Origin of the sequence: Streptomyces sp. NBC_00414 (assembly GCF_036038375.1) — a bacterium.
Lineage (GTDB): Bacteria > Actinomycetota > Actinomycetes > Streptomycetales > Streptomycetaceae > Streptomyces.
Window position 1 is genome coordinate 4,827,067 of the sequence record NZ_CP107935.1, and the last position, 22,211, is coordinate 4,849,277.

General features: G+C 70.3%; 20 protein-coding genes and 1 riboswitch. Of the genes, 9 read left to right on the forward strand and 11 right to left on the reverse strand.

Annotated features, from left to right (window positions below):
- Positions 1-28 precede the first annotated feature (28 nt).
- The 3 genes from murQ (at position 29) to OHS59_RS20730 (ending at position 2,421) form a co-directional block, all read left to right on the forward strand.
- Positions 29-1,000: an N-acetylmuramic acid 6-phosphate etherase gene (gene murQ, locus OHS59_RS20720; RefSeq protein WP_328494906.1), complete on the forward strand. Its 972-nt coding sequence runs from the start codon at positions 29-31 to the stop codon at positions 998-1,000.
- Positions 997-1,461, forward strand: coding sequence for an HIT family protein (locus OHS59_RS20725; RefSeq protein WP_328494907.1), 465 nt, complete (start codon positions 997-999; stop codon positions 1,459-1,461). Before murQ ends, OHS59_RS20725 begins: the two co-directional genes overlap by 4 nt.
- A 360-nt stretch (positions 1,462-1,821) precedes the next feature.
- A complete protein-coding gene (locus OHS59_RS20730) occupies positions 1,822-2,421 on the forward strand; it encodes a hypothetical protein (RefSeq protein WP_328494908.1) in 600 nt (199 codons plus the stop codon).
- On the opposite strand, the gene OHS59_RS20735 is transcribed toward OHS59_RS20730, so the two are convergent.
- On the reverse strand, positions 2,418-4,007 hold the full coding sequence (locus OHS59_RS20735) for a subtype B tannase (protein ID WP_328494909.1): 1,590 nt from the start codon (positions 4,005-4,007) through the stop codon (positions 2,418-2,420). The two genes, OHS59_RS20730 and OHS59_RS20735, sit on opposite strands and share 4 nt — an antisense overlap.
- Before the next feature lie 316 nt (positions 4,008-4,323).
- Positions 4,324-4,911 (reverse strand): TetR/AcrR family transcriptional regulator, encoded by a 588-nt coding sequence (locus OHS59_RS20740; protein ID WP_328494910.1) that lies wholly within the window; start codon positions 4,909-4,911, stop codon positions 4,324-4,326.
- Between the two features lie 108 nt (positions 4,912-5,019).
- On the opposite strand from OHS59_RS20740, the gene OHS59_RS20745 reads away from it, so the two are divergent.
- Positions 5,020-5,979: an NmrA family NAD(P)-binding protein gene (locus OHS59_RS20745; RefSeq protein WP_328494911.1), complete on the forward strand. Its 960-nt coding sequence runs from the start codon at positions 5,020-5,022 to the stop codon at positions 5,977-5,979.
- A 146-nt stretch (positions 5,980-6,125) separates the two neighbouring features.
- Here OHS59_RS20745 and OHS59_RS20750 read toward each other — a convergent pair whose 3' ends face one another.
- From OHS59_RS20750 to thrC, 5 genes are all read right to left on the reverse strand, one after another.
- Complete coding sequence (locus OHS59_RS20750) at positions 6,126-7,259, reverse strand: NADH:flavin oxidoreductase (RefSeq protein WP_328494912.1); 1,134 nt, start codon at positions 7,257-7,259, stop codon at positions 6,126-6,128.
- A 321-nt stretch (positions 7,260-7,580) separates the two neighbouring features.
- Positions 7,581-9,209: a chaperonin GroEL gene (groL, locus tag OHS59_RS20755; RefSeq protein WP_328494913.1), complete on the reverse strand. Its 1,629-nt coding sequence runs from the start codon at positions 9,207-9,209 to the stop codon at positions 7,581-7,583.
- Between the two features lie 433 nt (positions 9,210-9,642).
- Entirely contained in the window at positions 9,643-9,849 is a 207-nt protein-coding gene (locus tag OHS59_RS20760) for a cold-shock protein (protein WP_007493268.1), read from the reverse strand.
- Between the two features lie 451 nt (positions 9,850-10,300).
- Entirely contained in the window at positions 10,301-10,576 is a 276-nt protein-coding gene (locus tag OHS59_RS20765) for a MoaD/ThiS family protein (RefSeq protein ID WP_210881130.1), read from the reverse strand.
- 116 nt (positions 10,577-10,692) lie between these two features.
- Entirely contained in the window at positions 10,693-12,000 is a 1,308-nt protein-coding gene (thrC, locus tag OHS59_RS20770) for a threonine synthase (RefSeq protein ID WP_328494914.1), read from the reverse strand.
- A gap of 15 nt (positions 12,001-12,015) precedes the next feature.
- Positions 12,016-12,173, reverse strand: a riboswitch (SAM riboswitch).
- A gap of 199 nt (positions 12,174-12,372) precedes the next feature.
- Between thrC and OHS59_RS20775 the strand changes: the two genes are divergently transcribed.
- Positions 12,373-13,320: a glucosyl-3-phosphoglycerate synthase gene (locus OHS59_RS20775; RefSeq protein WP_328494915.1), complete on the forward strand. Its 948-nt coding sequence runs from the start codon at positions 12,373-12,375 to the stop codon at positions 13,318-13,320.
- A 230-nt stretch (positions 13,321-13,550) separates the two neighbouring features.
- Positions 13,551-14,960 carry an alpha,alpha-trehalose-phosphate synthase (UDP-forming) gene (locus tag OHS59_RS20780; RefSeq protein WP_328494916.1) on the forward strand — a complete coding sequence of 470 codons (1,410 nt, stop codon included), beginning with the start codon at positions 13,551-13,553 and terminating at the stop codon, positions 14,958-14,960.
- A 154-nt stretch (positions 14,961-15,114) separates the two neighbouring features.
- Here OHS59_RS20780 and otsB read toward each other — a convergent pair whose 3' ends face one another.
- The 3 genes from otsB to OHS59_RS20795 form a co-directional block, all read right to left on the reverse strand.
- The gene (otsB, locus tag OHS59_RS20785; protein ID WP_328494917.1) at positions 15,115-15,972 is read right to left on the reverse strand and encodes a trehalose-phosphatase; all 858 of its coding nucleotides are present in this window, start codon (positions 15,970-15,972) and stop codon (positions 15,115-15,117) included.
- A 29-nt stretch (positions 15,973-16,001) separates the two neighbouring features.
- Positions 16,002-16,241 (reverse strand): DUF3263 domain-containing protein, encoded by a 240-nt coding sequence (locus OHS59_RS20790; RefSeq protein ID WP_328494918.1) that lies wholly within the window; start codon positions 16,239-16,241, stop codon positions 16,002-16,004.
- A gap of 213 nt (positions 16,242-16,454) precedes the next feature.
- Positions 16,455-17,720, reverse strand: a complete 1,266-nt coding sequence (locus OHS59_RS20795) for an ABC transporter substrate-binding protein (RefSeq protein WP_443061474.1) — start codon at positions 17,718-17,720, stop codon at positions 16,455-16,457.
- Between the two features lie 204 nt (positions 17,721-17,924).
- On the opposite strand from OHS59_RS20795, the gene OHS59_RS20800 reads away from it, so the two are divergent.
- The 3 genes from OHS59_RS20800 to OHS59_RS20810 all read left to right on the forward strand — a co-directional run bounded on the left by OHS59_RS20800 (position 17,925) and on the right by OHS59_RS20810 (position 21,083).
- Entirely contained in the window at positions 17,925-18,875 is a 951-nt protein-coding gene (locus OHS59_RS20800; protein WP_328494920.1) for an ROK family protein, read from the forward strand.
- Positions 18,875-20,047 (forward strand): N-acetylglucosamine-6-phosphate deacetylase, encoded by a 1,173-nt coding sequence (nagA, locus tag OHS59_RS20805; protein WP_328494921.1) that lies wholly within the window; start codon positions 18,875-18,877, stop codon positions 20,045-20,047. Before OHS59_RS20800 ends, nagA begins: the two co-directional genes overlap by 1 nt.
- A 106-nt stretch (positions 20,048-20,153) precedes the next feature.
- Positions 20,154-21,083 carry a 1-phosphofructokinase family hexose kinase gene (locus tag OHS59_RS20810; RefSeq protein WP_328494922.1) on the forward strand — a complete coding sequence of 310 codons (930 nt, stop codon included), beginning with the start codon at positions 20,154-20,156 and terminating at the stop codon, positions 21,081-21,083.
- Positions 21,084-21,202: 119 nt separating this feature from the next.
- Here the strand turns inward: OHS59_RS20810 and OHS59_RS20815 are convergent, their stop codons facing one another.
- Positions 21,203-22,168: a carbohydrate-binding protein gene (locus OHS59_RS20815; protein WP_328494923.1), complete on the reverse strand. Its 966-nt coding sequence runs from the start codon at positions 22,166-22,168 to the stop codon at positions 21,203-21,205.
- Positions 22,169-22,211: the final 43 nt, after the last annotated feature.

Sequence of the window (22,211 nt, forward strand, 5' to 3'; positions counted from 1 at the left end):
GTACCCGTACCAGAAAGAGCCGCCGTACATGACCTCCAGCACCGACGCCTCCGATGCCACCGACGCTTCCGATCCGAGCAAGTACCGTGATCTGCGGGACGAGTTGGAGAGCCTGACCACTGAGGCGTTCCGGCCGGAGCATTCCGAGATCGACCGGCTGTCCACCCTCGACATCGCGAAGATCATGAACGGCGAGGACGCCACCGTGCCGACCGCCGTCGCCGCGCAACTGCCGGGCATCGCGGCCGCGATCGACGCCATCGCGGAGCGGATGGGACGGGGCGGCCGGCTCGTCTACGCCGGCGCGGGCACCGCCGGACGGCTCGGTGTACTGGACGCGTCGGAGTGCCCGCCGACGTTCAACACGGACCCGACCGAGGTCGTCGGACTGATCGCGGGCGGTTCGGCCGCGATGACTACGTCGGTCGAGGGCGCGGAGGACTCCGCGGAACTGGCCGTCGAGGACCTGTCCGCCCTGGACCTCACGGCGGACGACGTGGTCGTCGGCGTCTCCGCCTCGGGCCGCACCCCGTACGCGATCGGGGCGGTCGGGCACGCCCGCGCGCTCGGCGCCCTCACCGTCGGGCTGTCCTGCAACGCGGACAGCGCGCTGGCGGCAGCGGCGGACCACGGCATCGAGGTCGTGGTGGGCCCCGAACTGCTCACCGGTTCCACCCGTCTGAAGGCGGGCACGGCGCAGAAGCTCGTCCTCAACATGCTGTCGACGATCACGATGATCCGTCTGGGCAAGACGTACGGGAACCTGATGGTCGACGTACGCGCCTCGAACGAGAAGCTGCGGGCCCGCTCCCGCCGCATCGTCTCGCTCGCCACGGGTGCCTCCGACGAGGAGATCGAGGCGGCGCTGGCCGCGACGGACGGCGAGGTGAAGAACGCGATCCTCACGATCCTGGGCGACGTGGACGGCCCCACGGCCGCCCGCCTCCTGAAGGAGTCGAACGGCCACCTGCGCGCGGCACTGACGGCCGCACCCCGATGACCCCCTCCGACTCCGACGAGACCTGCATGGCCTGCCGCCTGGCCGCCGGGACCGACTTCCTCCCGGGCGGGACGATCCTGCGCACCTCCCTGTGGACCGTCGAACACTGCGTCGGTCCGCTGGGCCTCGGCACGCTGGTGGTCAAGCCGCTGCGCCACGTCCTGCACGTGGCCGAGCTGACGCCGGACGAGTCCGCTGAACTCGGCCCGCTGCTGCAACGCACCGCCGCCGCCGTCACCGCTGTGACCCGGCCCGAGCAGGTCTACGTCTGCCTCTGGTCCCACGCGGACGCCGTCCCGAACCACATCCACTTCCTGGTCCAGCCCGCCCTGAAACCCGACCTGGAACACCACGCCGCCCACGGCCCGGCCCTCCAAACGGCCATGTTCCAAACACCGACGTTCCCACCCGAAGCATCCATAACAGAGATCTGCACCCGCCTACGCACAGCACTGCACTAGCCAAGCCCCCCCCGGGCGCGGGGAACGGCACAATCTTTGGCCTTCGCACTTCTAGGGGCGCGGGGAACGGCGCAGTCTTTATGTCTTTGGGGGCGCGGGGAACGGCGCAATCGTTGGCTTTGAGCTTTCAGGGGCGCGGGGAACGGCGCAATCTTTTGCCTTTAAGGAGCGCGGGGAACGGCGCAATCTTGTCGCTTTCAGGGGCGCGGGGAACGGCGCGACCAGCCCCCACAGACCCGCACCCGACGAACCCCGCCAGACCAAGGCCCCGCCGTACCCCCCACCCCCGCCGGAGGCACCCCGCACACTGTCAGTGCCACATGCGACCCTGGCACAGCCAAAGGGAAGGGACGCCACAACGTGAACCACGCGCAACTGACCGCTCTCGGCCGAGCCCTCCGCGTCCTCGGAGAGCACGGCGACGCGCTGTCCACCGAGATGCCGGACGCCAAGCTCCACGAGGTGAAGGCCGACCTGAAGCGCGCCCTGGACCTCCTGGAGGAGACCGTCACCACCGCGGCCCCCACCACCCGCTGCGCGGAACACCCCACGGGCCCGGTCGACAAGGACGCCGCCGACCTGTGCCTGCTCTGCGAGACCCGCCGCCGCCTCGCGCGCCGCTCGAACGTCAACAACTCGTTCCAGGACTCCTACCCGCAGGGCCGCCCGACGGCCCCGGACGAGAACTCCGAGCGCGCCACGTCCCGTTACGGCGTCCGGGGCGACCGGCCCCAGCCCCAGCAGCGCTGGCTCCCGGAGATGTGGACCGGCCAGGCCTGGCAGCTCTGCGGCACACCCCGCCGCGACAAGCAGGAGGCCGAGCTGTATCTCGCCGCGCAGCGCCGGAACCCCCGCCCGAGCATGGCCTACCGCCTGGTCCACGAGTTCACCGACTACGAGGTGCTGCGCATCTGGGGCACCCCGGTGAAGATCGACATCGAGCCGATGGGAAACCTCTAGACCGTGGGCCGGTAGCCCGAGACCTCCCCGATCCACTCGACGAAGTCGCCCGGGTCCTGGTCGGCGCCGTGACCGGCGTCCCAGTAGTACGCGGTGTCGACGTCGTCGCCCAGGCTCGTCAGACGGGCGGAGAGATTGCCCGCGACCGACAGCGAGGTGTCGGTGTCCTTGGTGCCGAGGCGTATCCACCAGTGCTTCGACCGGTTGTGGTTCACGTCCTCGACGAGGTGGTGCATCGGGTTCATCAGGTCGAGCTTCGTGGGGATGTCGGCGTCCAGCCGCGCGCTGTCGCCGCTCTCGTGCCGCAGGCTGTAGAGCGTGAAGTGCCGGGCCTTCGTGGTCCCCGTACCGAAGAGGTTGTTCTCGGGGGTGGCGAGGTCGAAGCCGTCGAACGACGGCGCGTTCTTCTTCCGGGCGCCGACGTGCGTGAGGAAATCGGCCCAGGAGAAGGCCGCCCGCCCGCCGGACCCGGCACCGGCACCGGCACCGGCACCGGACCCTCCCTCGGACCAGGTGATGAAGGGGTTCGCGGCCAGATAGGCGGCCCGGTCCGTGTCCGACAGCGCCGCGAGGTATCGCGTGGCCGACGGCTCCAGATGGGCCTTGAGCAGGTATGCGTCGAGGTTGCGCGCGGTGAGGGCGCCGAAGCCCTTGGCCCGCAGCCCGAGTGTGGCCAGGTGCTCGGCGTACGCGGCCTTCAGTTCCCCGGAGATGACCGGGTCGACCCGCGCTCCGCCGTTCAGCGGATTGGCGCCCCAGCACCACTCGTACGCCATGTCGGCGTGTTCGAGGTCGATGATCGGACACCAGGTGCCGACGGCGAAGATCGCGTCGCTCGCGTCGGCCGCACCGATCGCCTTCAGGTACGGCTCGTAGAGCGGGCTGTCACCGGACGCGCCGAGCAGTGCGGACAGGGCCCCGCCCGCGCTGACACCGGACGCGACGATCCGCCGCACGTCACCCGGGACACGGCCCTTGTTGAACTTCAGGTACCGCACGGCGGCCTTCAGATCAACGATGACGGCCGGCGCCGTGCCGTAGTACGTCCCCGAGGCGTCGACGAGGGTACGGCCACGGGCACCCGGCTCCACGACGACGTACCCGGCGGCGAGCGCGAGCGCCTGGCGACTCGTACCGCCGCCCATCCCGGAGGCGACGATCCCGGTGTTGTTCGCGACGGACGACGGCATGTATCCGCCGATGCCGTTGGCGAGGAGGATCGGCGCGCCGGTGGCGTCGACGACCGTGCCGTCGATCTTCACCGGCACGCTGACGTTCAGGGACTGGTACGCCACGTCGACCGGCTTCGCCACATAGGAGGCGACCTTGTGGAAGCGGTACACGACCTCGTGGGCGACGCCCGCGGTGTCCTTGATGGTGATGGTCGACTCGGTGCAGGCGTCCGGGTCGAAGACCAGGGCCGAGGAAGCGGCCCCGCTCCCGGCCTGCCCGACCCGTCCGGCCTGCCCGACCCGACCAGCCTGTCCGATCTGCCCGTCCTGCGCGGCCCGTGCCCCGGAAGCGGACCCGACCGTCGGCACCGCGGTAGCCGCGGCAAGCCCCATGACCACTGCTCTACGCTTCACGTCCGTCTCCTGTCCCTCGGTCCCCACGGCTGAGACGGTCGACGCCCGTCGAGGTCGACAACCGTTCGCCCACGCACAGTTGCGCGTCGGCACACCCCAGTGCACCAGCCGTTCCTGAGGACATCCCCTGCCCCTGCGACCGCCGCACAGGGAACCGGCCACCGGCCCGACCACCCGCGTCCTGCCTGGCCCGCCGCCATACCGAGTGAATCGCCCACAAAATTGTCAGCAATTTTTGGCGCAATCCTGCACGGCCCACCGGACCCGGAACGCGGGAGACGGAACGCGGGAGACGGGAGACGGGACAGGGTCCGACCTAGACCCCGCCCAACGGGCTCAGCCCCTCAACCGTCAGACGGAACAGCCGGTCCGCTTCGGCGGCGGGGTCGCGGTGGTGTTCCGTGGCCAGGACGATGCCGACCGCGAGCGTGATCAGGTCGGCGACGGTGACACCCGCCGCGACCGCGCCGTCCCGCGCGGCACGCCGGAGCAGCGGACCACCCGCCTCCTCCAAGGACCGCGAGCACGAGTTCTCGTGCACCGGGTCACCCTCGGAACCGTCGTAGGAGAGCGCGGCCGCCAGCCCCCGGGCGGAGACGCAGTAGGCGACGACATCACCCAGCCACTCCAGCAGGGCGTCCCTGCTGTCCCCCTTGCCGGTCAGCTCCGCGGCGCGGGCGCTCAGCGCCTCGATCCGCTTCCGCGACACCGCTTCCAGCAGCGCGCGGCGCGTCGGGAAGTGCCGGCGCACCGTGGCGGACCCGACCCCCGCGGTGCGCGCGATCTGCTCCAGGGACGCGTCGGCCCCGTGCGCGGCGACCTCTTCCTCGGCCACGGTGAGAATGCGCGCGTAGTTGCGCCTGGCGTCGGCGCGTCGATGGTCGGGGGGTCGGCGGTCAGGCACGGCGTTCACCTCGTCCTTTGTTAAATGGCGGGCCCCGCCGTATCTTAGCCGAGAGGAAACGGCGGGCCCCGCCGTTTTGATGCGCCACGGCCTCGGAGGAGCACTCGCATGCCCAAGAACACCGCCTCAGGCACAAATCCGGGCTCAGGCCCGGACTCCGCCCCCGTCCTGGTCACGGGCGCCACCGGCAGGCAAGGAGGTGCCACCACCCGCGCCCTGCTCGCGGCGGGCGTGCCCGTACGAGCGCTGGTACGCGACCCGGCCACGGCCCGCGCCAAAGCCGTCGAAGCGCTCGGCGTGGAGCTGGTCACCGGCGATCTGCACGACCGCGACTCCGTGACGCGAGCCGCTGAAGGCGCCCGCGCGGTCTTCTCCGTTCAGATGCCCGGCATCACGGAGGACGGCTTCGACTTCGACGGGGAGGTGCGGCAGGGCGTCAACCTCATCGAGGGCGCCAGGGCGGCCGGGGTGCCGCAGTTCGTGCACACCTCCGTCTCCGGTGCCGGTCAGCACACCCGGGACCCCGGCTGGGCCGAAGGCCGGTGGGCGTCGACGGCGGCCACCCTGGAGGCCAAGCGGGCGATCCAGGACCGGCTGCGTGAGGCCGGCTTCCCGCGCTGGACGCTGCTCAAGCCGGGCTTCTTCATGGAGAACTTCCTCCCCTCGATGCGCTTCCTGTTCCCGCGCGGCATCGAGGGCGGCATCGTGAGCGTGCTCAAGCCCACGACCCGCCTGTCCCTGGCCGCGGTGGACGACATCGGCACGGCGGCAGCGGCGGCCGTCGCCGCACCGGAACGGTTCGACCGCGTCGAGCTGGAACTGGCGAGCGACTACCTGTCGATGGCGGAAATAGCCAAGATCCTCTCCGCGGCCCTGGGCACGCGCCTGGCCGCGCCGGACATGACGGAGGAGGAAGCCCTGGCCGCGGGCATGCCGCCGATGGGCGCCTCGCACGAGCGGCTGAACGTGGTCGGCCAGCCCGGCCGCCCCGAGTACGCCACGGAGCTCGGCATCCCGCTGACGTCCTTCGAGGAGTGGACGCGCCGGCATCTGAGCCCGACGGCCTGACCTCGCCCCGCGTCACCGCCTGGGGGCTCCGCCCCCCGACCCCCGGTGGGCAGTTCCCCGCGCCCCCAAGCACCTGGGGGCGCGGTGAACTGCGCAATCCTTTGGGCCCGCCCCCACCTGACCCGCACCCAAAACCTCACCCAGAATCAGCTGAGCGAGCGCAGCGCCTCCGCGTCGAAGGCGCCCAGCTCACCGAAGCGGCCGTCGAGCACCTTCACGGCCCACTCCGGGTCCTGCAGCAGCGCGCGGCCGACCGCGATCATGTCGAACTCCTCGTTCTCCAGCCGGTCGAGCAGGTCGTCGATGCCCTTGACCGGGGCCCCCTCGCCCCGGAACCCCTTGAGGAAGTCGCCGTCGAGACCGACCGAGCCGACAGTGATGGTCGGCCTACCGGTGATCTTCTTCGTCCAGCCGGCCAGGTTCAGGTCGGAGCCCTCGAACTCCGGCAGCCAGTACCGCCGCGTCGACGCGTGGAAGACGTCCACACCGGCCGAGGCGAGCGGCGCCAGCACGGCTTCGAGGTCCGCCGGGGTCTCCGCCAGGCGCGCCTTGTAGACCTCCTGCTTCCACTGCGAGTAGCGGAAGATGACGGGGAAGGTCGGCGAGACGACCGCCCGCACGGCGGCCACGATCTCCGCGGCGAACTTCGTACGGGCGACGAGGTCACCTCCGTACGCGTCCGTGCGGCGGTTGGTGCCCGCCCACAGGAACTGGTCGAGCAGGTAGCCGTGCGCGCCGTGCAGTTCGACCCCGTCGAAGCCGATGCGCTCGGCGTCGGCCGCGGCGTCGGCGAAGGCCCGGACGACGTCGTCCAGGTCGGCCTGGGTCATCTCCTTGCCCTGGCCCGCGGTGCCGTCGAGGCGCAGACCGGAGGGTCCGACCGCGGGCGCGTCCGTGAACGGCTGCTCCCCGGCGGACCGCACCATGCCGATGTGCCAGAGCTGCGGCACGATCGTCCCGCCCGCCGCGTGCACGTCCTCGGCGACCTTCGCCCACCCCGCGAGCTGCTCCTCGCCGTGGAACCGCGGGACCCGGTCGCTGTTCCCGGCCGACTCGTGGCCCACGTACGTGCCCTCGGTGACGATCAGGCCGACACCGGCGGCGGCACGGCGCGCGTAGTACGACGCCACGTCCTCCCCCGGAACACCGCCCGGCGAGAACTGCCGGGTCATCGGCGCCATCGCGATCCGGTTCGGAACGGTCAGGCCGTTGAGGGAGACGGGCCGGGAGAGGATCTCGGCCGCGCGGGAGGCGGAGGTGGCGGAGGGGGCGACAGTCACGTGGGGGCTCCTCGTGTGTGTGGGGGGGAGAGGGATAAGCGCATTCCATTGGGTATGTGCATGCGCATGGAATACTCCCACGGACAACCTCGCCGGAGACCGGGGCATTCCACTCCCCTCCCCCGAGCACCCGTGATCCCGGCCACACCTCCGCACCTGGCCGGCGGCGGGCGGAGCCGGCTCGTGCCCACCGAGAACGTCTGATCGCAGCCGCACCCGCGCGAACGCCCGAGGGCGGCACCCCGTTTCCGGAGTGCCGCCCTCGTTCGCGTGCTGCGAAGAACTCTCTCGCGTGGCTGCGACGAACTACCGAGCCGAGGCTCAGAAGTCCATGTCACCGCCCGGCATGCCGCCACCGGCGCCGGCGCCGGCACCGGCCTTCTCCGGCTTGTCGGCGATGACGGCCTCGGTGGTGAGGAAGAGCGCGGCGATGGAGGCGGCGTTCTGCAGAGCAGAGCGCGTGACCTTCGCCGGGTCGATGATGCCTTCGGCGATCATGTCCACGTACTCACCGGTCGCGGCGTTGAGGCCGTGACCGACGGGCAGGTTGCGGACCTTCTCGACGATGACTCCACCCTCGAGACCACCGTTGACGGCGATCTGCTTGAGCGGGGCCTCCAGGGCGAGCTTCACGGCGTTCGCGCCGGTCGCCTCGTCACCCGTCAGCTCAAGCTTCTCGAACACCGAGGAAGCCTGGAGCAGAGCCACGCCACCACCGGCGACGATGCCCTCCTCGACGGCCGCCTTCGCGTTGCGAACGGCGTCCTCGATGCGGTGCTTGCGCTCCTTGAGCTCGACCTCGGTGGCGGCACCGGCCTTGATGACGGCCACGCCGCCGGCCAGCTTCGCCAGGCGCTCCTGGAGCTTCTCGCGGTCGTAGTCCGAGTCGGAGTTCTCGATCTCGGCGCGGATCTGGTTGACGCGACCGGCAACCTGGTCCGCCGAGCCCGAGCCGTCGACGATCGTCGTCTCGTCCTTGGTGATGACGACCTTGCGGGCACGGCCCAGCAGGTCCAGACCCGCGTTCTCCAGCTTCAGGCCGACCTCCTCGGAGATGACCTCGCCGCCCGTGAGGATGGCGATGTCGCCGAGCATGGCCTTGCGGCGGTCACCGAAGCCCGGAGCCTTGACGGCGACGGACTTGAAGGTGCCACGGATCTTGTTGACCACCAGCGTCGACAGGGCCTCGCCCTCGACGTCCTCGGCGATGATCAGCAGCGGCTTGCCGCCCTGCATGACCTTCTCGAGGAGCGGGAGCAGGTCCTTGACGTTGGCGATCTTCGAGTTGGCGATCAGGATGTAGGGGTCGTCGAGGACGGCCTCCATACGCTCCATGTCGGTGGCGAAGTACGCCGAGATGTAGCCCTTGTCGAAGCGCATGCCCTCGGTGAGTTCCAGCTCCAGACCGAAGGTCTGGGACTCCTCGACGGTGATGACGCCTTCCTTGCCGACCTTGTCCATCGCCTCGGCGATGAGCTCGCCGATCTGGGTGTCGGCGGCGGAGATGGAGGCCGTCGAAGCGATCTGCTCCTTGGTCTCGACATCCTTGGCCTGCTCAAGAAGGGCACCGGAGACGGCCTCGACGGCCTTCTCGATACCGCGCTTGAGAGCCATCGGGTTGGCGCCGGCGGCTACGTTGCGCAGACCCTCGCGGACGAGAGCCTGGGCGAGCACGGTCGCCGTGGTCGTTCCGTCGCCCGCGACGTCATCCGTCTTCTTGGCGACTTCCTTGACCAGCTCTGCGCCGATCTTCTCGTACGGGTCCTCAAGCTCGATCTCCTTGGCGATGGAAACACCATCGTTGGTGATCGTGGGGGCGCCCCACTTCTTCTCTAGGACGACGTTGCGACCCTTGGGACCAAGGGTGACCTTGACGGCGTCGGCGAGCTGGTTCATCCCGCGCTCGAGACCGCGCCGTGCCTCCTCGTCGAACGCGATGATCTTGGCCATGTGAAGTGGTCCTCCCGGACTGGGGTGGAATCTCCAGGACCGCGCCTGCGCCCGCGACGGACGGTCTGCCGACCTCGGTGGTTCCCTGCCCCACCCGGCCCGCGGACCTCACTGACACGGTCCTCGTTGTCACTCTCACCTTCAGAGTGCTAACGCCAATGATTAGCACTCGACCCATGCGAGTGCAAGCGCCTCTCGATGATCCGCAGGTGGGAGAGGGTGCGAGGACAGGGCGGCCGATGACCATGGGGCGCGCGCACGCCTCACGCACCACCCGCGAGCGCCCCGCGACCGGCACCCGGGAGGGCATGCGGGGCACGACAGCTGGACAGACATGCCGCCCGGCACCCGGGCAGACATGCCGAAGGGCCCGTACCCGGGAGGTACGAGCCCTTCGGAAGAAGAACGTCGCTGCAGTAAGTCGGCGCGTGCTTCAGCCGGTCGCCAGCCGGACCATGTCCGCCTGCGGCCCCTTCTGGCCTTGCGAGATCTCGAAATCGACTCGCTGACCCTCTTCCAGGGTGCGGTAGCCGTCCATCTGAATCGCGCTGTAGTGGACGAATACATCCGCACCACCGTCGACCGCGATGAAGCCGTACCCCTTCTCCGCGTTGAACCATTTGACGGTGCCCTGAGCCATGCCTAACTCCCCTATTACTGGCCCTTGCACAGACCCGCACTTCGCGGATCCGGGTCAGACCTCACCCCCCAACGGTTGGGGGTGTGCGCCGGAACGCGTCGACCGCGGCTGAATGTATCCGTCCAACTGCCGTCTGCAACAGGTCAATCCGACGAGAATTCCGGGCACGGCTGATCGGAAATATGTGAAGGATTTACGAAGATTCAGGGCAAGTCGGGCTCGTTAAATGCCATAAACGGCTCAAACAGGCCAGTCACTTTGGCTGCTTCTTGTCGGGCCCCGGGCGCGAACTCCTATGCGCCGACCATGCGAAGCGAAGCAGGTTCCCCAACTGTACCGCGCTCAACCATACAGAATTGCCCCCTCCGCTTCTCTCACGGAGGGGGCAATTCGATGAACTCTGCGTGTTCGGCATTACCTAGGGTAATTTTCAGCCGTCACGCCGGGGCGCTCAGCCTCCGGCGACCGCCGGGATGATCGAGACCCCGACGCCGTCCGGCGTGGCCGTCTCCAGACCCTGCTCGAAGCGGACGTCGTCGTCGTTGACGTACACGTTGACGAACCGCCGCAGCTTCCCCTGGTCGTCCAGCACGCGGGCCGCGATGCCGGTGTGGTTCTTCTCCAGATCGGCGATGACCTCGGCGAGGGTCGCCCCTTCGGCGGCCACTTCGGCCTGACCACCCGTGTAGGTGCGCAGAATGGTGGGGATGCGGACGTTGACGCTCATGGAACAGGACCTCCGGTCGGGTGCGTAGCGCCCCGATAGGGGCGCGGGGCGGTGACATGTGCGGTTCCGCCGCGGGGCGCGGCCGGCCCCCACCGGCCCGCAGCGTAAAACAACGGCTAGGAACCGAGGCCGGCCTCGTGGAAGGAGTCGAGGTTCGGACGAATGGTCGCGGTCAGCCCCGTGTCGGAGGCGACGGCGTCCAGCGTCTTCAGACCGTCCCCGGTGTTGAGGACGACGGTCGTCAGCGTGGGATCGAGCAGACCGGCCTCGATCAGCTTCTTCGCGACCCCCACCGTCACCCCGCCGGCGGTCTCCGCGAAGATCCCCTCGGTCCGCGCCAGGAGCTTGATCGCGTCGACGACCTGCTCGTCGTTCACGTCCTCCACGGCGCCCCCGGTGCGACGGGCGATGTCGAGCACGTACGGCCCGTCGGCCGGGTTCCCGATGGCGAGGGACTTCGCGATCGTGTTCGGCTTCTGCGGCCGTACGACGTCGTGCCCGGCCTTGAAGGCGACGGACACCGGTGAACAGCCCTCGGCCTGGGCACCGAAGATCTTGTACGGCTTGTCCTCGACGAGGCCGAGCTCGATCAGTTCCTTCAGGCCCTTGTCGATCTTCGTCAGCTGCGAGCCGGAGGCGATGGGCACGACCAGCTGGTCCGGCAGCCGCCAGCCGAGCTGCTCACAGATCTCGTACGCCAGGGTCTTGGAGCCCTCCGCGTAGTACGGCCGCAGGTTGACGTTGACGAAACCCCAGCCCTCGCCGGCCGGGTCGCCGATCAGCTCGGAGCAGAAGCGGTTCACGTCGTCGTAGTTGCCCTCGATGCCGACGAGCTCGCCGCCGTAGACCGCGGCCATGACGACCTTGCCCTGCTCCAGGTCGTGCGGGATGAACACGCAGGAACGGAAGCCGGCACGGGCCGCGGCTGCGCCCACCGCACCGGCGAGGTTGCCGGTGGAGGAGCAGGAAAGGGTGGTGAAATCGAAAGCGCGCGCGGCCTCGATGGCCTGGGCGACGACGCGGTCCTTGAAGGAGTGCGTCGGGTTGCCCGAGTCGTCCTTGACGAAGAGCTTGCCCGCGTCGACGCCCAGCTCACGGGCCAGGTTGTCGGCCTGCACGAGCTTGGTCCAGCCGGGGTTGATGTTCGGCTTCTCCGCCACGTCCGCGGGGACGGGCAGCAGCGGCGCGTACCGCCAGATGTTCGCGGGGCCCGCTTCGATCCGCTTGCGGAGTTCCTCGGTGTCGTAGCCGGAGAAGTCGTAGGCGATCTCCAGCGGGCCGAAACACTCCTCGCAGGCGAAGACCGGACCGAGCGGGACGCGGTGGCCGCACTCGCGGCAGGAGAGCGCGGCGGCCGGACCGAGGTCGACGGAGTTGGCGACGGGGGTGGAATTCGTGGTGCTTGCAACTGTCTGCGCAGCCATGGAGGCGAGGCCCTTTCCTCATCTTCCTCACGACGCACTTCGCCATGAGACGGATTTGGCACCTTCCCGAGCCGGGAGCCTCGCTGCGCTGATCGGCGATGATCAGGACGAGACCGGCTGGAGGGTTGCCGGGGCTTCAACGGGCCGTATCCCTCTGCCCCTCTGGATGAGCGGTATTCAGTTGTGGTCCTGCACGTGATTTTAGTTGTCCACGCAACGACCCCCGACATGCGATGGTCATCAGCGTTGTTCAAGACTGTAACCGAAGGCCTGGATGGTGGAGAGAGCCGTCCGAACCGCGAGATGACCGTCACACCGGGTTTCCGTCCCTTCGGACGCACGCATCCCAATGAACGCAAGGGAGAGCCGCACGTGCTGGAAGACGTCGAGCGCTGGCTGAGCACGCGCTCCTGGTCCGTCGAGGACCGCCCGCTCAAGAAGATCGTCGCCGCGAAGCGGTCCACCGGGTCCACGGTGAGTGTCGTACTGCCCGCACTCAACGAGGAGGAGACGGTCGGCGAGATCGTCGCCGTGATCCGCCGCGAGCTGATGACCGCGAAAGTGCCGCTCGTCGACGAGATCGTGGTGATCGACTCGGGCTCCACGGACCGCACCTCCGAGGTCGCCGCGGCGGCGGGCGCCCGTGTGGTGCACCGGGACGAGATCCTGCCCCGCATCCCGGCCGTCCCCGGCAAGGGCGAGGTGCTGTGGCGCTCGCTGCTCGTCACGCGCGGGGACATCGTGGCCTTCGTCGACGCGGACCTGAAGGAGTTCTCCGCGGACTTCGTCTCCGGGATCGTCGGTCCGCTGCTCACCGACCCGGGCGTGGACCTCGTCAAGGCGATGTACGACCGTCCGCTCGGCTCCGCCGCGGGTCAGGGCGGCCGGGTCACGGAACTCATGGCCCGCCCGCTGCTCAACATGCACTGGCCGCAGCTGGCGGGCTTCGTCCAGCCGCTGGGCGGGGAGTACGCGGCCCGCCGCTCCCTCCTCGAACGGCTGCCGTTCCCCGTCGGGTACGGCGTGGAGCTGGGCATGCTGGTCGACTCGCTGCACCTGGTCGGCCTGGACGCCCTCGCGCAGGTCGACGTGGGCGTGCGCAAGCACCGGCACCAGGACGGGCAGGCGCTCGGGCGGATGTCCGCGGCGATCTACCGCACGGCTCAGCTGCGGCTTGCGCGTGGGCACATGATCCGGCCGTCGCTCACGCAGTTCGTGCGGGGGGAGAGCGGCTTCGAGCCGCGGACGCATTCGGTGGACATGGAGGAACGTCCCCCGATGATCGACATCGGAGAGTACGTGTCGCGGCGCGCGGCGTAGGGGCACGGCTCCGCTGCGCGGGAAGCACCGTCGTCGGCTGCGGCCCGGTGGAACCGATTGCGCCGTTCCCCGCGCCCCCATCAGGGGCGCGGGGAACGGCGCAATCTTTTGTCTTTAGGGGCGCGGGGAACTGCGCGGCCCGCCCCCGCCGGGGGCCAGGTGACCCACGACCTCCCTCCGCGGCCAGGGGGAACGTTTGAGCGGATAGCGCTGCGGCTAGATTTCGAGTCATGGCTCACACGCACGGCACCCACCCCGTCCTCGTCGCGTCCAACCGCGGCCCGGTCTCGTACACGAAGGACGAGTCCGGCGAGCTCACGGCCAAGCGCGGCGGAGGCGGACTCGTGTCGGGCCTCTCCGCGATCGGCCCCGACGCCGGCGCCCTGTGGGTCTGCTCGGCCCTCGGCGACGGCGACCGCGAGGCGGTACGGCGCGGCGTCGGCGAAGAGGGCGTACGGATGCTCGACATCGACGCCGAGACCCACGCGGCCGCATACAACGGCATCGCCAACTCCGCGCTCTGGTTCGTCCACCACATGCTGTACCAGACACCCCTGGAACCCGTCTTCGACGCGGAGTTCCGGCGCCAGTGGGCGGCCTACGAGACGTACAACCAGGCCTTCGCCGAGGCGCTGGCCGAGGAGGCGGCGGACGGCGCCGCGGTCCTCGTACAGGACTACCACCTCACCCTCGTGCCTCGGATGCTCCGCGAGCTCCGTCCCGACCTGCGGATCGGGCACTTCTCGCACACCCCGTGGGCCCCGCCGGACTACTTCCGGCTGCTCCCGGACGACATCGCGGCGAAGGTTCTCGACGGGATCCTCGGCGCCGACCGGGCCGCGTTCCTCACCCAGCGGTGGGCGGACGCGTTCACGGAGTGCTGCCGGACCGTACTGGGGCCCGACTACGACCCGGACACGCGGATCGGCGTGCACGGCCTCGGCGCCGACGCGGACTTCCTGCGCGAGCGCTCGCACCGCGAGGACGTCGACGAGCGGATGGCCGCGCTGCGCGAACAGATCGGCACCGCCCCCGACGGCGGCGCCCGGAAGGCGATCGTGCGGGTGGACCGGACCGAACTGTCCAAGAACATCGTGCGCGGGCTGCTCGCCTACCGGCAGCTGCTGGACGACCGGCCCGAGTGGCACGAGCGGGTGGTGCACGTGGCGTTCGCGTACCCCTCGCGGCAGGACCTGGCGGTCTACCGCGACTACACGGCCGAGGTGCAGCGGGTCGCCGACGAGATCAACTCCGTGTACGGGACGGAGGGCTGGACGCCGGTCGTGCTGCACGTGAAGGACGACTTCGCGCGCTCGCTCGCGGCGTACCGACTGGCCGACGTGGCCCTCGTGAACCCCATCCGCGACGGTATGAACCTCGTCGCGAAGGAGGTGCCGGTCGTGTCGGACGACGGGTGCGTGCTGGTGCTCTCGCGGGAGGCGGGGGCTTACGAGGAGTTGGGCGAGGACGCGATCGTGGTGAACCCGTACGACGTGTCGGGCACGGCGGAGGCCCTGCACGAGGCGTTGACGGTTCCCCTGGGGGAGCGGGCCGAGCGGACCAAGCGGTTGGCTGCGGCGGCTACCGCTCTGCCTCCGGCGCGCTGGTTCTTGGACCAGCTTCACGCGCTGGACTCGTAGGGGGTCGCTGACGCGGGGTCGGTTCGGAGCTGCGGGCCGTGGGGACTGGGTGCGCAGTTCCCCGCGCCCCTCAAAGCCAAAGCCAAGAGACCGCGCCGTTCCCCGCGCCCCTGAGCGGGGCGCCTCTGGCTGGACGCCCCTGGTGGGACGGCCCCTAGCGGGTGGCCAGTTGGTCGGCCAAGGTTGTGAGCAGGTGGGCTACGCCCTCCGGGCCGTCCACCACCAGGTCCGCTCGGTCGGCCAGTTCGGTGACCTCCGTGCTGCCGCTGCAGACCAGGAGGCCCGGGATGCCGTCGGAGCGGAGTTTCTCGACGGCGGCGAAGGCCGGCAGGTCGCCGAGGTCGTCTCCGCAGTACAGGACCGACTCGGCGCCGACCTCGCGCACGTACTCGCCGAGGGCGACGCCCTTGTCCATGCCCGCCGGGCGCAACTCCAGGACCAGCCGCCCCGGTTCGACGATCAGGCCGTGCTTCTGGGCCAGCCGGGCCAGCGGTTCGCGCAGTGCCTCGAAGGCGGCCTGGGGGTCCTGGGCGCGGCGGGTGTGGACCGCGACAGCCCGGCCCTTCTCCTCGATCCAGCTGCCCTGCCAGGCACCGATGCCGTCGAGGAAGCCGGGGAGTTCGGCGCGGGCGGCGGCGACGCCCGGGTGCGGGGCGGGGGCCCGGACCGTGCCGGTGACCGCGTCCCAGCGCTCCGCCCCGTAGTGGCCGAGCACGACGAGGTGGTCGAGACCCGGGACTCCCGCGAAGCCGCCGTACCGCACGGCGACACTCGCCGGCCTGCCGGTGACGACGGCCACCGACGCCACCTTCGGGGCCAGCGCCGCCAGTGCCGGTACGGCGTCCGGGTGGGCGCGGGCCTGCTCGGGGTCGGGGACGATCGGCGCGAGGGTGCCGTCGAAGTCGAAGGCGAGGACGGCCCTGTGGGGCCGCGCGACGATGGCATCGAGGCCTTCTCGGCCCGCCGACGTCACGGGGCTCGGCATCGACGATGAGGCGGGGTGACTGGCCATGCTGCGACCCTATCCGCCGAGGTGGGTTCTTACGCCTCCCGCCCGGACCTGCGTACCTCACGAATGCGCCGCAGGCGGTTCACCGTCACCGGGTCGTGGGCCAGGGCCCGCGGCGCGTCCAGGAGGGCGTTCAGCAACTGGTAGTAGCGGACCGGGGCGAGCCCCAGCTCCTCCCGGACAGCCCGCTCCTTGGCCCCGGGCGACTCCCACCCCCGCCCCTCCAAAGCAAGCACAGCCCGCTCCTGCGCACTCAGCCCCTCATCACCCATACCAACACGCTAACCCCCGCCCTCAGGGGCGCGGGGAACGGCGCAGTCTTTTCGCTTTCAGGGGCGCGGGGAACGGCACAATCCTTTGCCTTCAAGGGGCGCGGGGAACGGCGCAGTCTTTCGTCTTTCAGGGGCGCGGGGAACGGCGCGACAAGCCCCCACCGAACCCGCACCCGACCGACCCCCGGCCCCCGGCCCCGGCCCCCGCCGAGGTCACCCCGAGTTCTGCGCCGCGGCAGCGACCCGCTGCAACCGCCCCAGCACAGCCGCAGGCTGCCCCTCCGGACTCACCGCCTGCCCGATCTGCCGTTTGATCTCCGCACTGACCGTCGCCCAGGACGTCTGCCCCACCGGATACAGCTCGGAGTTGGGCAGCTCACCGAGGAAGTCGACGAGATCCGCGTCGTCCTTGTCCGCGGCCATCGTCTCGGAGGCGGACGTCGTCACCGGCAGCAGGTCGTACTCGTGGGAGAACTCAAGGACGTTCTCGTCGCTGTACACGTAGTCGAGGAAGTCCCCGATCTGTTCCGCGTGCCCGTTCTTCTTGAACGCCATCATCCAGTCGGCGACACCCATCGTGGCCTTGGAGCGCCCCTTCGCGCCGGGCATCGGCACCATGCCGAACTTCACGCCCTTCGCGGCGGCGGCCTTCATCAGCGTGGGGTGGCCGTTCAGCATGCCGACCTCGCCGCGCGTGAACGCCGCGAAGGCCTGCGCCCGGTTGAGCTTCGCGGGAGCGACCGGCCCGGTGAGGCCCTTGTCGACCAGCTTGTCCTTCAGCCAGGTGAAGGTCTCTATGTTCTGCTTCGAGTCGATGCTGTAGGAGCCGACCGTGTCGGTGTACCCGTCGCCGCCGCTGAGCAGCCACATCATGGTCTCGGCCTGCGCCTCCTCCGGCCCCAGCGGCAGCGCGTACGGGTACTTCACGCCCTGGGCCTTGAGGGCCGCCGCGTCGGAGGCGAGGTCGCTCCAGCTCTCCGGCGGGGTGAGGCCGGCGTCGGAGAAGAGGTCCTTGTTGTAGAAGAGCAGCCGGGTGGAGGAGGCGAACGGCATGCCGTACTGCGTGCGGTTTATCTCCCCCGCCACGGACAGCTGCGACACGAAGCCGGCCTGGGTGTCGATGGAGAGCACGTCGCCCGCGCGGTAGAGCTGCCCCGCGTCGGCGTAGTCGGCGTACGCGCCGATCTGCGCCATGTCGGGCGGACTGCCCTCGTCGACCATCGCCTTGACCTTGGCGTCCACGTCGTTCCACGAGTAGACGCTGACCTCGACGTCGACACCGGGGTGCTTGGCCTCGTAGGCCCGGGTCACCTTGTCCCAGTACTTCTGGGAGCTGTTCGCCTTGGAGTCGCCGTAGTCGGCCGCCACGAGTTTCAGCGTGACGTCCTTGGACTCGGCGGAGTTTCCGCAGCCTCCGAGGGCCGCGGTCACACCCAGTGCGGACATCGCCGCGATCAGACTTGTCACTCGCCGCTGCACTGCTGCCGTCCCCAACCCTGTTCGTCGCATGAGCGCATCCACCTACCCGCGAGGTGCGTACTCACGCGTCCGCGCGTCCACATGTCCGCGCATCCACCGATTCGCTGATGCGATCTCAAACTTCCGATTCGCAATTTTCGCTCTAAGGTCTACACCACGTAAGTGGACTAGACCTCTCACGGGGTAAGGGGCGACACTGTACGCGTGAGACACGTCATCGCCCTCGATGTGGGCGGCACCGGAATGAAGGCCGCCCTCGTGGGGGCGGACGGCGAGCTGCTGCACCAGGCCCGCCGCTCGACGGGCCGGGAGCGCGGCCCGGACTCCGTCGTCGAGTCGATCCTCGCCTTCGCGGCCGACCTGCGTGCGCACGGCGAGCGCCACTTCGGCGAGCCCGCGGCCGCCGCCGGTGTGGCCGTCCCCGGCATCGTGGACGCCGACCGCGGCATCGCCGCCTACTCGGCGAACCTCGGCTGGCGCGACGTCCCCCTGCGGAACCTGCTCAGCGAGCGGCTGTACGGGGTCCCGGTCGCCCTCGGCCACGACGTACGCACCGGTGGCCTCGCCGAGGGCCGGATCGGGGCCGGCCGGGGCGCGGACCGCTTCCTGTTCGTACCGCTGGGCACGGGCATCGCCGGCGCGATCGGCATCGACGGCCGGGTGGAGGCGGGCGCGCACGGTTTCGCGGGCGAGATCGGCCACATCGTCGTACGCCCCGGGGGCGCCCCCTGCCCCTGCGGGCAGCGCGGCTGTCTGGAGCGTTTCGCGTCGGCCGCCGCGGTCAGCGAGGCGTGGGCCGAAGCCTCCGGCGACCGGGACGCGGACGCGGCGGACTGCGCGAAGGCCGTCGAGTCCGGCGACCCCCGGGCACAGGCCGTCTGGCAGGACGCCGTGGACGCCCTCGCCGACGGGCTCGTCACCGCGCTCACCCTGCTGGACCCGCGCACCCTGATCGTCGGTGGCGGTCTCGCCGAGGCGGGGGAAACCTTGTTCACGCCACTGCGGGCCGCGGTCGAGCGGCGCGTCACCTTCCAGAAACTGCCGTCCATCGTCCCCGCCGCACTGGGAGACACGGCCGGCTGCCTCGGCGCGGGCCTCCTCGCCTGGGACCTGCTCGCCCTCCCCACCCACCCCGCTTCGGAGGTATCCGCCTGATGACCACTGAGCGCGTCTCTCCGACCGGCCCGCAGGTCACCGTCCTCACCGGAGCGACTGTCGTACTCCCCACCGGAACGGTGCCGGGCGGCCGTCTGATCATCGAGGGCTCACGGATCGCCGGGAGCGCTCCCGAGGGCGCCCCCCACAAGAACCTCTCGGGGCACTACCTGGTGCCCGGCTTCGTGGACATGCACAACCACGGCGGCGGCGGCGCCTCCTTCACCTCGGGCACGGTCGAGGAGATCCTCCAGGGCATCCACACCCACCGCGCGCACGGCACGACGACCCTCGTCGCCTCCACCGTCACCGGCGACATGGACGGCCTGGCCCAGCGCGCGGGCCTGCTCTCCGAGCTGGCCGAGCAGGGCGACCTCGCGGGCGTCCACTTCGAGGGCCCGTTCATCTCCCCGTGCCGCAAGGGCGCGCACTCCGAGAAGCTGCTGCGCGACCCCGACCCGGCGGAGGTCCGCAAGCTGATCGACGCGGCGCGCGGCCAGGCCCGCATGGTCACCCTCGCCACCGAACTGCCGGGCGGCATCGACTCCGTACGCCTCCTCGTCGAGCACGGCGTGATCGCGGCGATCGGGCACACGGACGCCACGTACGAGCAGACCGTGGAGGCCATCGACGCGGGCGCCACCGTGGCGACGCACCTGTTCAACGCGATGCCCGTGCTCGGCCACCGCACCCCGGGCCCGATCGCGGCCCTGCTGGAGGACGAGCGGGTCACCGTCGAGCTGATCAACGACGGCGTCCATCTCCACCCCGCTTCGCTGCAGTTGGCGTTCCATCACGCGGGCGGCGGGCGGGTGGCGTTCATCACGGACGCGATGGACGCGGCGGGCTTCGGCGACGGCCGCTACATGCTCGGCCCGCTGGAGGTCGAGGTCGCGGACGGCGTGGCGCGTCTGGTGGAGGGCGGCTCGATCGCAGGCTCCACGCTCACCCTGGACCGGGCCTTCAAGCGCGCGGTGACCGTGGACCGGCTGCCCGTCGAGGAGGTCGTGGCGGCCATCTCCGCCAATCCGGCACGGCAGTTGGGCCTGTACGACCGGGTGGGCTCGCTGGAACCGGGCAAGGACGCCGACCTGGTGGTCCTGGACTCCGACTTCGAGGTCAAGGGCGTGATGCGGCGGGGTGAATGGCTGGTCGAACCTGCGGCCACCTGAGTCGGGGGGCTGGGCCGAGGGCCGTTGTCTTTGACATGATCGGGCTTCGGACAGGCACCGGAACACGCACTCGGTGAGCGCGTGCACATCGAGGGAGGTCGCCCAGGTGATCCTCACGGTCACGCTGAACACCGCTCTCGACATCACGTACCGCGTACGGGAGTTGCGCCCACACACGTCCCACCGGGTCGACGAGCTGACCGAACGGCCCGGCGGGAAAGGGCTGAACGTCGCCCGGGTCCTCGCGGCCCTCGGCCACGACGTGACCGTGACCGGCTTCGTGGGCGGCGCCACCGGGCGGGCCCTGCGGGACCAGCTCGCGCGCACGCCCGATGTCGTCGACGCGCTGGTCCCGGTGAGCGGCTCGACCCGCCGCACGATCGCGGTGGTCGGCACGACGACCGGTGACACGACTCAGCTCAACGAACCGGGACCGGAGATCACGCCCGCCGAGTGGTCCGCCTTCCAGGAGGCGTACGAGGTTCTGCTGCGCTCCTGCTCGGCGGTGGCCCTGTGCGGCAGCCTGCCACCCGGGGTGCCGGTCGGGGCGTACGCGCAACTGGTGCGTACCGCGCGGGCGTTGGCGATACCGGTACTGCTCGACACGAGTGGCGAGCCGTTGCGGCGGGGGATCGCGGCCCGGCCCGACATCGTCAAGCCGAACGTGGACGAGCTGGCCGAACTCACCGGTTCCCACGATCCGTCGCAGGCCACCCGGGACGCGCGCCGGCGTGGCGCGCACGCGGTGGTGGCCTCGCTCGGCGCGGAGGGGCTGCTGGCCCGTACGCCCGACGGTCACTGGCGGGCCGCTCCGCCGCGGGCGGTGCGGGGCAATCCGACGGGGGCAGGGGATTCCGCTGTCGCGGGGCTGTTGTCGGGGCTGGTGGAGCGGCTGCCGTGGCCCGAGCGGTTGGTTCGGGCGGTGGCGTTGTCCGCGGCGACTGTGCTGGCGCCGGTCGCCGGGGAGTTCGATCGCTCGGCGTACGAGGAGTTGTTGGGGCGGGTGTCCGTTACGGGGCACACCACCGCGGCGTAGCGCTCCGCTTTGGGCTGTTGTCGGCTGCGGGTCGGTGGGGGCTGGTCGCGCCGTTCCCCGCGCCCCTAAAGGCAGAAGACGAAAGACTGCGCCGTTCCCCGCGCCCCTGAAAAGGTGGCCTAGTCCTTGACCTGGCCTGCCTTCAGGCGGAGTTGGTCCAGGAGGACGTCGCAGTTGTCGCCCTCCTGGCAGGAGATGGAGATCGTGTTCGTGCCCTTGGTGAGGGTGGGCCAGGAGTAGGTCTCCGTCCAGCCCTTGTCCCACTCGTTCTCCTTGGCCTGCGCGAAGTTGCCCAGGTTCAGCTTGGTGCCGAACTCCTTGCCGTTCACGGTGAGCGTCATCTTGGCGTCCTTGCCGGGGACGCTGTACTTCGTGAAGACGGTGTAGGTGCCGGCCTTCGGGATGCCGTTGACGGTCCAGGTGACCTCGGCGCCGACCTGGTTGAGGCCGGTCACGTAGATGCCGCCCGCCGCGCTCGCGCCCTTGATGTCCGAGGCGGTCGTCACACCGGAGCCGAGCTTCAGGGCCTTCGCGTCGATCTCGGGCAGCTCGGCCGCGTCGTCGGCCGGTTTCGTGCCCGTCTTGCTGGGCTCGGCGCTCTGGCCGGCCGACGCGGTCGGACCCGCGGCGTCGTCGCCGCTCTTGTCGTCGTCCGAGTCGCCGCCGAGCATCGCGATACCGATGCCGATCACCACGGCCGCGACGACGGCGACGGCGCCGATCAGCAGACCCTTGGTGTTGGGCCCGCGGCCCCGCCCGCCGCCACCGTGGCCGCCGTGCGTCTGCTGGTGCGTGGTGGTCGCGCCGCCGGAGAAGTTCTCGGCCGTCGCGTAGTTCGCGTTCGGCTGCCCGTACGTGCCCTGCTGCTGCGGCACCTGCCCGTACTGCGCGGTGGGGGCGGCCTGCGCGGCGGACTGGCCGTACTGGCGCTCACCGACCGGACGCACCCGGTTGACCGAGCCGGGGTAGCCGTAACCACCACCGCCACTCGGCGGCTGGGCTCCGGCGGCCTTCCCGTCCTCGTACAGATAGCCGAACGGGTCGTCGTCCTCGGGCGTGCTCGCGCCGTTGTTGCCGGGCGTCATCCCTTGGTCTCCTAGCGGGTGCGGTACAGATGCGGTACGGGGG

Coding starts and splice junctions, on each gene's coding strand:
- murQ (WP_328494906.1), top strand. CDS start 29: ATGACCTCCAGCACCGACGCCTCCGATGCCACCGACGCTTCCGATCCG.
- groL (WP_328494913.1), bottom strand. CDS start 9,209: ATGGCCAAGATCATCGCGTTCGACGAGGAGGCACGGCGCGGTCTCGAG.
- OHS59_RS20780 (WP_328494916.1), top strand. CDS start 13,551: ATGGCTCACACGCACGGCACCCACCCCGTCCTCGTCGCGTCCAACCGC.
- thrC (WP_328494914.1), bottom strand. CDS start 12,000: ATGGCTGCGCAGACAGTTGCAAGCACCACGAATTCCACCCCCGTCGCC.
- otsB (WP_328494917.1), bottom strand. CDS start 15,972: ATGGCCAGTCACCCCGCCTCATCGTCGATGCCGAGCCCCGTGACGTCG.
- OHS59_RS20725 (WP_328494907.1), top strand. CDS start 997: ATGACCCCCTCCGACTCCGACGAGACCTGCATGGCCTGCCGCCTGGCC.
- OHS59_RS20815 (WP_328494923.1), bottom strand. CDS start 22,168: ATGACGCCCGGCAACAACGGCGCGAGCACGCCCGAGGACGACGACCCG.
- OHS59_RS20765 (WP_210881130.1), bottom strand. CDS start 10,576: ATGAGCGTCAACGTCCGCATCCCCACCATTCTGCGCACCTACACGGGT.
- OHS59_RS20760 (WP_007493268.1), bottom strand. CDS start 9,849: ATGGCTCAGGGCACCGTCAAATGGTTCAACGCGGAGAAGGGGTACGGC.
- OHS59_RS20745 (WP_328494911.1), top strand. CDS start 5,020: ATGCCCAAGAACACCGCCTCAGGCACAAATCCGGGCTCAGGCCCGGAC.
- OHS59_RS20790 (WP_328494918.1), bottom strand. CDS start 16,241: ATGGGTGATGAGGGGCTGAGTGCGCAGGAGCGGGCTGTGCTTGCTTTG.
- nagA (WP_328494921.1), top strand. CDS start 18,875: ATGACCACTGAGCGCGTCTCTCCGACCGGCCCGCAGGTCACCGTCCTC.